Raw genomic sequence first — 9,439 nt, forward strand, 5'->3', positions numbered from 1 at the left:
GTCGCCGCGCGTGCCAGGAACGGTCCTTTCCTTGCAAATTTTGCAAGGAAAGGACCGTTCCTGGCATCGGGCCTTGACAGGCGGGGTCAGCCCTTGGTGGCGCCGCCGGTGAGTCCCTTCACGAACTGCTTCTGCAGCGCCAGATAGAAGATCAGCACCGGCAGCGTCGCCAGGAACATCAGCGCGAAGACGCTGCCGAGATCCGCCTGGTACTGCCCGATCGAGCGGTAGATACCGGTGGTGACCGTGGTCCCCTGGCTGGGGCCGAGGATGATCAACGGGTCGATGAAATCGTTCCAGATCCACACCCCGAGGAAGATCAGCACACTCGCCGTGGCCGGCCGCAGCAGCGGGAACACGATCCGCCAGAACACCTGCGCCCGGCTCGCACCGTCGAGCAGCGCGGCCTCCTCCAGTTCCACCGGCACCCCGCGGATGAACCCGGTGAACACGAAGACCCCGAACGGCACGTAGTAGCCGACGTTGAACAGCACCAAGCCCTGGATCGTCGCCATCAACCCGGTCAGCCGCAGCACCTCGGTGACCGGGATGAGGATCACCTGGGGCGGGATCATCAAGCCCGCCAACAGGATCAGCGCGAGCACTTTGGTCCACCGCTTGGCCGAACGCGCCAGATAGTGCCCGAGCATGGCCGAAAGCACGGTCAGCACGATGATCGAGAGCAGGGTGACGAGCACGCTGTTCGCCAGGCTGACCCAGAACAGGCCGTCGGGCCTGGTGAGCACGGCGTGGATGTTGGACAGCGTCGGTGGCAGCGGGACCGACGCCGGCTCCTGGGCGATCAGCTCGCCGGGTTTGAACACGTTGACGAGCACGTAGTACAGCGGCACGGCGAAGAGCGTGCTCACCAGGATCGCCGCGACGGGCCGGAGTTTCGTGGTCACAGGTCGACCTCCCGGCGCCGCAGGAACCGGAGCACGATCGTGGTCAAGGTCGCCACGATCACCAGCATCACCATGGCCATCGCGGACGCGTAGCCGACGTGGTTCGCGTCGAGGCCGGTGGCGAGGACGGAGAACGCGATGGTGGCCGTGGTCCCCGAACCCGGGCCGCCGTTGGTGACGACCTTGACGTAGTCGTAGGTCTTGAACGCCGAGATCAGCAGCACGACGGTGTTGATCGTCAGCGACGGCGCGAGCAGCGGCCAGGTCACCGCGCGGAAGCGGCGGACCGGGCCGGCACCGTCGATCTCCGCGGCCTCCAGCAGTTCGGCCGGGACGCCCTGCAGGCCCGCGAGGTACACGACCACGCAGAATCCCAGCATCTGCCAGCACACGATCGACGCGACCGAGTACAGCGCCAGATCCGGGTCGGAAAGCCAGCCCGGCGGATGCTCGACGCCGAGGGCGCGGAGCGCGTCGTTGACCGGGCCCCGGTCGTCGAGCAGTTTCGTCCAGATGATGCTGACCACGACCGAGCTGAGGATCACGGGCGTGAAGAACACACTCCGCAAAGCGTTGTACAGCCAGCCTTTCCGGTCGAGCAGCAACGCGACGCCGAGTCCGAGCACGTTCGGCACGACCACGACGATCACGGTCAGGATCGTGGTGACCCGGAGCGCGGTCAGGAACTGTTCGTCCTGGAACAGCAGCCGGTAGTTCTCCAGGCCCACGAACTCCGCGGGCGGGTTGAACGGGTTGTGATTCGTCAGGCTGTAGCCGAAGCTGATGAGGATCGGCGCCATGACGAAGCAAAGATAGATGACGACGCCGGGTGCGCCGAACGAGGCGAAATGCCACAGTCGCGGCAGGATCGGTTTTCTCCGCATTGTGGCGTCAGCGCGCCTTCGCCCACTCGGTGTCCAGGAACGCGCAGGCGTCGGCCACCGATTTGCGGCCGGTGATGACGTCCTGTGCGGCCTGGTAGACCTTGTCCTTCATACCCGGCAGGAGTCCGTCGTCCGCGGTTTCCCAGCTGAAGGCGTTCACGACCGCGTTCTTCGCGACGGCTTCCCGGTAGAGCTCGTATCCCGCCTTGAAGACCGGGCCGACGTCGGCGGGCGGCGTGTAACCCTTGATCGCGGGGAACAGGCCGTCGGCCTTGACCGAGGCGTCGATCTGCTCTTTGTCGAGCTGGAAGGCGAGCGCGAACTTCCTCGCCGCGTCGAGGTTCCGGGACTTCGCGTTGACGACGATGCCGCCACCGGTGTACGCGGGCACGACGAGTTTCCCGTCCTCGGAAGGGAAGTTGAAGACACCGATCTCGAACGGCGGCTTCTTGGCGTCGGCGCTCGCGGCGAACCAGTTGCCCATCGGGTACATCGCGCCTTCGCCGTTGAGGAAAGCCGCCTCGGTCGCCGAGTAGTCCCGCGAGACCTGGGTCTTGTCGATGTAGCCCTTGGCCACCAGATCGGCGAACTTGCCGAACGCCTGCTGGAAGGCCGGGTCGGCGAATTTGACCTTGTCGGCCCGCCGCTGGGAAAGCCAGTCCGGTGTCTTGCCGTAGACCTCGACGCTGACCAGGCCGTCCAGCAGCATCGCGGACGGGAACCCTTCCTTGCCGCCGCCGATGGTGAACGGGGTGATGCCCTTCGCCTTCAGTTTCTCCGACGCCGCGAGGAGCTCGTTCCAGGTCGACGGCGCGGACGTGATCCCGGCGTCGGCGAAGAGCTTCTTGTTGTAGTAGATCGGCGGGATGGTCTGGGTGTTGGCCGGCAGTTGGTGGTGCCCGCCCTTGATCGGGTTGGCGCCGGGGAACTGGAAGTCCTTGAGTTCCTCGGGCGTCCACGCGTAGAGGTTGCCCGATTCGGCGAACCCGGCCGAATCGACGGCGATCGCGACGTCGGGGAACTGGCCGGACTGCAGGAGCTGTTTGGCGTAGCCGGTGCGGTCGGTCGACGGGGCGACCAGCTTCTTCACGCTCAGGCCGGGGTTCCGGTCCGAGACGCGTTTGATGGCGGAGTCCCAATAGGACGGTGGAAGGTTCGGCGTTTCGAACGTCAGGAAGGTGATCTCGCCGCCGGAGGCGTTCGTCCCGCCGCCGACGGTGCATCCGGTGAGGCTCGCGGCGAGGAGTAGTGCGGCTCCCAACGCGAAGGACCTTCTCATGCCCCAGTCACCCTTCTCGCGGCGATGCACGACGTCTCATATACGACGGCATTCGATCGGATGTCTAGAGGGATGTCAAGCGGCTCTATCCACCCTTGATCGGCGAAAAGTGGTGATACATCTGATCTATCGCCGGGCTCAAACCTTCGTCAACCGGATCACCGCACTCGCGAAATCACCGTCCGGAAGGCCGGGGAACAGGCCGTGTGCCAGGAGCGAGGCCCCGTGCCACACCTTTCCGGTGTCCTCGTCACGGTAGCGGGCGGCGGGGTCGAGACCGCCGAGCCGGACCGGTCGTTCGGGAGTGTGGAAATGTGCCGCTTGCCGGAACACGAACACCACCGCGCGCCCGCCGTCGGCCGCCACGTACTGCAGCGCGGAGACACCGTCGGTGGCCGGCGGCACGAGACGGTGGAGCCTGCCGTGCTGGACGAGCGGCCGGATGTCCTTGTACAGCCCGATCTGTTCGCGCGCGTAGGCCAGATCCTCCTCGGGCCACCGCACGATGTCGCCACCGATGCCGAGTACACCGGCCATCGCGACGTGGAACCGGAAACGCAGGGGAGTGGACCTGTGGGTGACGAAGTTGGGGTCGTCGGTGACCCACGCCGACATCGCGCGCGCCGGGTACACCTGGCCGTAGCCGTGCTGGATGACGAGCCTGTCGAGCGCGTCGGTGTTGTCGGAGGTCCAGACCTGATCGGTCCTGGCCATCACCCCGAGGTCGATCCGCCCGCCACCGCCGCTGCACGCCTCGATCCGCAGCCCGGGATGGCGGGCGCGCAGGCGGTCCATGATCGCGTAGACCGAGCGGGTGTGCTCCACCCACAGCGTGTCCGGATCGCCACCGCCGGGCCAGCCCGCTTCACTGAAAGGACGGTTCATGTCCCATTTCAGGAAGTCGATCCCGTGCTCGCCGACGAGGGAGTCGAGCGTGCCGAACGCCCATTCGGCGACGTCCGGACGGGCGAAATTGAGCACCAGCTGCCGTCGCAGTTCCGACCGTGTCCGATGTGGATGGTGCAGGACCCAGTCCGGGTGGGCGCGGTACAGATCGCTGTCCGGGTTGACCATCTCGGGTTCGACCCAGAGGCCGAACTTCATGCCGAGCCGGTGCACTTCGCGGACGAGCGGTTCGAGACCGTCGGGGAACTTGGCGCGGTTGACCTGCCAGTCGCCGAGGCCCGCGTGATCACCGTCGCGGGCGCCGAACCAGCCGTCGTCCATCACGAAAAGTTCGACGCCGAGCGCCGCGGCCTTCTCCGCCAGCGCGCGTTGCCCGGCTTCGGTGACGTCGAAACCCGTTGCCTCCCAGGAGTTGTAGAGCACCGGCCGGAGTTCGCCGGGATGCGGGAGGACGTGGTCGAGCGTGTACGCGTGCCAGGCGCGGCTCGCGGCGCCGAATCCGCCGTCGGTGTACAACCCGGCGAAGACCGGGGTGGTGAGCGTTTCGCCGGGGGCGAGCCGGGGGACGACGCCGTCCTGGCCGAAGCCGCCGGTCACGGTGAGCCGTCCGGTGGAGGAGCGGGTGGTGGTGATCCGCCACGAACCGCTCCACGCGAGCGCGGCGCTGTAGACCTCGCCGTACCGCTCGGTGGCTTCGCCGTCGTCGAGCATCACCCACGGATTGGCGTGATGGCTGGTGATACCGCGCCTGCTGCCGAACGTGGTCTCGCCGTGGGGGACGGACTCGCGGAGCAGCTGGCTCTCGGCGGCCCAGCGCCCGGTGACGTGGCTGATCCGGTAGTCCGGCCGGATCGGCGCGACCCAGGTCGCCGAGTCGGCGCGGATGATCTCGATCGGGCCGTCCGTGCCGTCGTGGGCGAGTTCGGTCCAGCGCTCGATGACGTCCGTGCCCACCGGGACGCGGTAGCCGAGCGTGATCCGCAGCGGGTAGTGGCGATCGCGGAAGTGGACGCGCAGGCGTCCGTCGTCGATGTCGTGGCCGAGGTAGCGCCATTCGAGGGCGCGGGTCCCGTCGGCGAACCGGACCTGGAGGGCGGGGGTCCAGTACCGGGTGCCGCCGTCGGCGGCGAGCTCGTCCAGTCCCTCGTTGGGATCATTGAAGGCATCCCAGCGCTCCTCGGTCCGGCTGAGGACGTCGGCGAGCTGGCCGGCGGTGAGCGCCGGGCCCCAGTAGACGTGTGAGGGAGCGTCGTCCCCGGTCAGCCTGAGCGCGTAGCTCGTGGCCGCCGTGCGGATGAGCCAGGAACGGGTGCTGTCGTCGAAAACGATCTCGGCCACGAGCTCATCCTTGCGTCGAACGCCCGCGGTGGCCAGGTGGCTCCCGCTCGGCGGTACATCGGGCCTCTTGTTTGGTCGCGGGGGCTGAGAAGTACATGAAGGCCCCCTTCCTGTACTTAGGCGCAAGGATGGGGGCCTTCATGTACTCGGCAAGGCGCAAAGCCGGTCAGCCGCCGACCTTCGCGATCGCCACGAAGTGCTCCGGCCGCACCCGCACGATCACCTTCCCCGGCGACGTCGCGTACGCCAGCCAGCCGTCGATGGCCTCCTGTCCGGCTTCACCCAGGTACCGCCGAGCGATCGATTCCGAGCCGAGCCGGACCCCGTCCGGATCCGAAACGATCTCCGCGACGCCCTCGACACTGACGAACGAGTACGGCGGGAGCGGGTCGTCGGCGACCATCGAAACACGCGGATTCTCCTTGAGCGCCTTGCCTTTGACGGTGTCCGCACCCAGGTTGACCAGGATGTCGTCGCCGTCGAGGGCGAACCAGACCGGGACCGCGTGCGGCCTGCCGTCCGGGCGGACCGTCGCGAAAACGGCGGTGCGGGTGCCTTCGGCGAGGAAGGCGCGGCGCTGGTCGTCGGTCATCTTCTCGGGCATTACTTTCCCTCCAGGATGGCGTCCAGGCCGAAGGCCGGGAACAGGTGACTGTCGAACGTGGTGAACTCCGCGGCCTTGCCTTCGACGACGCGGACGAGATCGAGTTTGAAGGCACGGAAGACGGTGTCGCCGGGACGCCGCAGGTACGAGGCGAAGGCGGGCATCCGGTTCGCGTCGACCGCGACGGCGCGCCATTCGCCCATCTCCTCGGCGATCCTGCCGTGCCTGGCGAGGTGTTCGAGGCCGATGTAGCAGTGGGGCTCCGGCGGCATGGTGACGCGGACGTCGTCGCGGACCAAACTGCTCAAAGTGCTGAAATCGCCGTTGTCGTGGGCTTCGACGAGCCGCCGGACCAGTGCCCGTTCCTCTTCGGAAGGGGCCGCGACCGACCATTCGCCGCGTTGGTGCGGGAGGCGTTCGCGCAGGGTCGCGCGGCCCCGTTGCAGGGCGCTGTTCGCGGCGGGGACCGAGAGATCGAGCAGGGAGGCGGTTTCGGCAGCCTGCCAGCCGAGCACGTCGCGCAGGATCAGTACCGCGCGTTGCCGCGGCGGCAGCAGCTGCAATGCGGCGAGGAAGGCGAGTTCGATGGTCTCCCTGGCGACGGCGAGCGCGTGCGGTTCGGCCTCCGGCGGCGCGATTTCGTCCAGCAGGCGGTCCGGATACGGCTGGATCCAAGGAATCTCGGCGAACGAGTGCGCCGACGGCACCCGCCGTCCGTTCTTGCGGATCGCGTCGAGGCAGGCGTTGGTGGCGATCCGGTAGAGCCACGCGCGGAAGTTGCCGCCGTCGAACGTGTCCAGCCCGCGCCACGCGTTGAGCAGCGCCTCCTGGACGACGTCTTCCGCTTCGTCGAACGAGCCGAGCATCCGGTAGCAGTGGACGTGCAGTTCCCGCCGGTGCCCTCCGGTGAGCGCGGCGAAGGCGGTTTCGTCTCCCGCCTTCGCCGCGGCGATCGTGTCGGTCATGGCGCCTCCCATCGAGTGTTCTTACCCGATGTAACGGCGCCCTTCGCCGGAACTCATCGGTCCTGCGATGACTTTTTCGCGGGACCGGCGAAACCGCAGGTCAGGGGCGGGTGGTGAGGTATCCGCCCATGGTGCGGAAGTACTCGGTGGCGGCCAGTTCGGTGCCGTCCTCGGTCCGCACCCGCTCGATGACGAGCCCGTGCGACCGGCCGCGGCGCGACTCGGGGCCGGCGACGATCACGACGCCTTCACCCTCACGGATGAAGATCCGGCCGGGGGTGCCGCCGTACTGGCCCACCGACACCGAGGAGCGGATCACGCGCAACTGCTTGCCGCGGTGGTAGGTGAAGGCGTTGGGATAAGGGTCGGACTGGGCGCGCACCAGCCGCTCGATCTCGTCCGCGGGCCACGACCAGTCGATGAGGCTGTCTTCGAGGGCGCGTTTGTGGAAGAAGCTCGCCTTCGACCTGTCCTGCTTGACGGGGGTGAAGTCCCCCTTCGCGATCAGCTCGATGGCTTCGGTGGTGATCGGCGCGATGAGGTCGACCGTCCGGTGGAACAGATCGGTGGTCGTGTCCTTCGGCCCGACCGGCACGGAGCGCTGCAGCACGATGTCGCCCGCGTCGAGGTCGGCGTCCATCATGTGGGCGGTGAGGCCCACTTCCTTCTCGCCGTTGATGAGCGCCCAGATCAGCGGCGAGAAGCCGGCGTAGGCGGGCAGCAGCGAGTCGTGGACGTTGAGCGTGCCGTACCGCGGCATCTCGAAGATCTCGGGCGGCAGCCAGGTGCGCCAGTTGTTGGCGACGATCAGGTCTAGATCGGCTTCCTTCAGTTCCGCCAGGAGTTCCGCGTCGTCGGGACGCTGCCGCAGCAGCGCGCGGATCCCGTTCTCCTCGGCGAGGTCCGCGACGGAGTCGGACCAGATCTTCTCGTAGGCGTGGTCACTCTTCGGGTGGGTGACGACGAGGGCGACATCGTGTCCCGCGTCGATCAACGCCCGCAGGGTGCGGTGTCCCCAGGTCTGGTATCCGAACATGGCGACCCGCATGGGACCGGCCTCCTCCTTGTCGAGGGATGAACATCACCACTGAAAGTACTAGTTGAGCCTCACCTAACTTAGGTTAGGGTTCCCTGGTCTTTGTTGCGAAGTACCGAGATGCGGCTGAGCCGCGCAAGGGGTTCAAGATGGCACGAGCAGTGGTCGGTGAACGGGTTCCGGTCTACGACGTGGTCGGGGTCGGGTTCGGTCCCTCGAACCTCGCGCTCGCCATCGCCGTCACCGAGCACAACGCCGCGCCCGGGGCCGAGACCGTCACGGCCCACTTCCTCGAGCGCCAGGTCCGGTTCGGCTGGCACCGCGGGATGCTGATCGACAACGCGACCATGCAGGTGTCCTTCCTCAAGGACCTGGCGACGATGCGGAACCCGACCAGTTCGTTCAGCTTCCTGTCGTATCTGCACAGCAAGGACCGGTTGGTCGATTTCATCAACCACAAGAACCTGTTCCCGTTGCGGATCGAGTTCCACGACTACTTCGAATGGGCGGCGGAGAAGGTCGACGACCTGGTTTCCTATGGCACCGAGGTGCTTTCGGTGACGCCGGTCTTCGACGGCGACGAGATCGTGTTCTTCGACGTGCACGCCCGCACCGACGGCGAACTGGTGAACCTGCGCGCCCGGAATCTGGTGATGGGCACCGGGTTGCGGCCGAATCTTCCCGAAGGTGTGACGCCGGGCACACGCATCTGGCACAACAGCGAACTCCTGCACCGGCTCGAAGGCATGGCCGCCGAGGAACCGCGCCGGTTCGTCGTCGTCGGCGCCGGCCAGAGCGCGGCGGAGGTCAGCGCGCTGCTGCACGACCGCTTCCCCCATGCCGAGGTGTGCGCGGTGTTCGCGCGCTACGGCTACAGCCCGGCCGACGACAGCGCGTTCGCCAACCGGATCTTCGACCCGGAAGCGGTCGGACGGTTCTACGAGGCGCCGGAAGCGGTCAAGGATCGCCTGATGCGCTACCACGGCGCGACCAACTACTCGGCCGTGGACATCGAGCTCATCGACGAGCTGTACCGGCGCGTCTACCGCGAGAAGGTGCAGGGGATCGAGCGGCTGAAGCTGATCAACGTCTCCCGTCCCACCGAGGTCACCGACACCGGCTCCGAGGTGCGGGTCACCGTCGAAGCGCTGGAGACCGGGGCGCGGACCAGGCTCGACGCCGACTTCGTCGTGTACGCCACCGGGTACAGCCCGGCGGATCCGACACCGTTGCTCGGCGAGCTCGCCTCCACCTGCGCGCGCGACGCCGAGGGCAGGCTTCGCGTCGAACGCGACTACCGGATCGTCACCGAGCCGCCGATCGAGGGCGGGATCTATCTCCAGGGCGGTACCGAGCACACGCACGGCATCACGTCTTCGCTGCTGTCCAACACCGCCGTCCGGGTCGGCGAGATCCTCCAGTCCATTGTGGACCGGCGCGCCGCCGACGCGTCCCGGCCCGAGTACGCGGTGAGCGGTTCCGGGCCCGCCTGAGGCCTGTTGGCGGAGCTGAAGATCGACCC

8 protein-coding genes are annotated in these 9,439 nt (G+C 67.3%); 1 reads left to right on the forward strand and 7 read right to left on the reverse strand.

The window, feature by feature from the left end; translation table 11 throughout:
- Window positions 1-86 precede the first annotated feature (86 nt).
- From ACIBTM_RS20170 to ACIBTM_RS20200, 7 genes are all read right to left on the reverse strand, one after another.
- A complete protein-coding gene (locus tag ACIBTM_RS20170) occupies window positions 87-905 on the reverse strand; it encodes a carbohydrate ABC transporter permease (protein WP_395878591.1) in 819 nt (272 codons plus the stop codon).
- Window positions 902-1,762, reverse strand: a complete 861-nt coding sequence (locus ACIBTM_RS20175; protein ID WP_395878903.1) for a carbohydrate ABC transporter permease — start codon at window positions 1,760-1,762, stop codon at window positions 902-904. The genes ACIBTM_RS20170 and ACIBTM_RS20175 overlap by 4 nt, the downstream gene beginning before the upstream one ends.
- Window positions 1,763-1,796: 34 nt before the next feature.
- Window positions 1,797-3,068: an extracellular solute-binding protein gene (locus ACIBTM_RS20180; RefSeq protein ID WP_395878592.1), complete on the reverse strand. Its 1,272-nt coding sequence runs from the start codon at window positions 3,066-3,068 to the stop codon at window positions 1,797-1,799.
- 138 nt (window positions 3,069-3,206) lie between these two features.
- Window positions 3,207-5,312, reverse strand: a complete 2,106-nt coding sequence (locus tag ACIBTM_RS20185) for an alpha-galactosidase (RefSeq protein WP_395878593.1) — start codon at window positions 5,310-5,312, stop codon at window positions 3,207-3,209.
- Window positions 5,313-5,478: 166 nt separating this feature from the next.
- Complete coding sequence (locus ACIBTM_RS20190) at window positions 5,479-5,916, reverse strand: PPOX class F420-dependent oxidoreductase (protein ID WP_395878594.1); 438 nt, start codon at window positions 5,914-5,916, stop codon at window positions 5,479-5,481.
- Window positions 5,916-6,881, reverse strand: coding sequence for an RNA polymerase subunit sigma-70 (locus tag ACIBTM_RS20195; protein WP_395878595.1), 966 nt, complete (start codon window positions 6,879-6,881; stop codon window positions 5,916-5,918). The genes ACIBTM_RS20190 and ACIBTM_RS20195 overlap by 1 nt, the downstream gene beginning before the upstream one ends.
- A gap of 100 nt (window positions 6,882-6,981) precedes the next feature.
- Window positions 6,982-7,929, reverse strand: a complete 948-nt coding sequence (locus ACIBTM_RS20200; RefSeq protein WP_395878596.1) for a methionyl-tRNA formyltransferase — start codon at window positions 7,927-7,929, stop codon at window positions 6,982-6,984.
- 137 nt (window positions 7,930-8,066) lie between these two features.
- Between ACIBTM_RS20200 and ACIBTM_RS20205 the strand changes: the two genes are divergently transcribed.
- On the forward strand, window positions 8,067-9,410 hold the full coding sequence (locus ACIBTM_RS20205) for a lysine N(6)-hydroxylase/L-ornithine N(5)-oxygenase family protein (RefSeq protein ID WP_395878597.1): 1,344 nt from the start codon (window positions 8,067-8,069) through the stop codon (window positions 9,408-9,410).
- Window positions 9,411-9,439: the final 29 nt, after the last annotated feature.

Origin of the sequence: Amycolatopsis sp. NPDC049868 (assembly GCF_044461365.1) — a bacterium.
Lineage (GTDB): Bacteria > Actinomycetota > Actinomycetes > Mycobacteriales > Pseudonocardiaceae > Amycolatopsis.

Coding starts and splice junctions, on each gene's coding strand:
- ACIBTM_RS20195 (WP_395878595.1), bottom strand. CDS start 6,881: ATGACCGACACGATCGCCGCGGCGAAGGCGGGAGACGAAACCGCCTTC.
- ACIBTM_RS20180 (WP_395878592.1), bottom strand. CDS start 3,068: ATGAGAAGGTCCTTCGCGTTGGGAGCCGCACTACTCCTCGCCGCGAGC.
- ACIBTM_RS20205 (WP_395878597.1), top strand. CDS start 8,067: ATGGCACGAGCAGTGGTCGGTGAACGGGTTCCGGTCTACGACGTGGTC.
- ACIBTM_RS20200 (WP_395878596.1), bottom strand. CDS start 7,929: ATGCGGGTCGCCATGTTCGGATACCAGACCTGGGGACACCGCACCCTG.
- ACIBTM_RS20190 (WP_395878594.1), bottom strand. CDS start 5,916: ATGCCCGAGAAGATGACCGACGACCAGCGCCGCGCCTTCCTCGCCGAA.